2 protein-coding genes are annotated in these 784 nt (G+C 59.3%); both read left to right on the forward strand.

The genetic code is table 11. The annotated features are described in order from the left end of the window. The first annotated feature begins 71 nt into the window (after window positions 1-71). On the forward strand, window positions 72-449 hold the full coding sequence (locus AC1DVA_RS28855) for a response regulator (RefSeq protein ID WP_476808199.1): 378 nt from the start codon (window positions 72-74) through the stop codon (window positions 447-449). A gap of 2 nt (window positions 450-451) precedes the next feature. Then, the coding region (locus AC1DVA_RS28860) for a response regulator transcription factor (RefSeq protein ID WP_476808198.1) at window positions 452-784 on the forward strand (333 nt) is incomplete at its 3' end.

A 784-nucleotide genomic window follows, 5' to 3' on the forward strand; every position in this document is an offset into this window, starting at 1 on the left:
GACCTGGTGCGAATTGCGGAGAGGTTGGAAATCCCGATCCAGCATTCGCGCCGGATGGGAGGACTCCAAGCGTGACCAAGCATAAATCTGTCGTGGCCGTCGTCGATGACGATCCGAGATTGCTCGAATCGCTTGAGGAATTGCTTGAGTCAGCTGGTTATGCGGTTCGTAGCTTCTCGTCGGCGGCAGCGCTGATCCAGGCCGGCCTCTCCGGACTGGATCTCCTCATCACCGATGTCGGCATGCCGGGGCWCGACGGCTTCGAACTGCGCGACCTCGTCAATAGGGCACGTCCGGAACTGCCGGTCTTTCTCATCACCGGGCGCCACGAGATCGCCGAGCAGATCAGGGCACGGGCCGTAGAGAGTTTCTTCTGCAAGCCGTTCGATGGCCAAGCCTTACTCGCCGCGATCGCAACGGCATTAACTCAACAGGGACGTGGAAGGTGAACATGATCATTGACAGCTCACTCTCACGGAAATCGGCGCTCTCCTCCAGGCGAGGTGCAGCAGAAGAACAGCAGCCTCTCGTCATCATAGTCGATGACGACGCCTCGGTCCGAGATGCACTGTCCGAGCTGATGGAGTCAGCCAGCTTCGCAGCGGTTTCGTTCAGCTCGACACAGGCACTGCTCGAGACCAGCATGCTCAACCGGCCGGGATGTCTCATTCTCGACGTGCGTATGCCCGGCTTCAGCGGGCTCGACCTCCAGCGTCATCTGACGATGAACGGAAATCCCAAGCCGATCATTTTCCTCACAGCACATGGCGACATCCCGATGACC

This window comes from Allobosea sp. P4_C6, assembly GCF_056402015.1.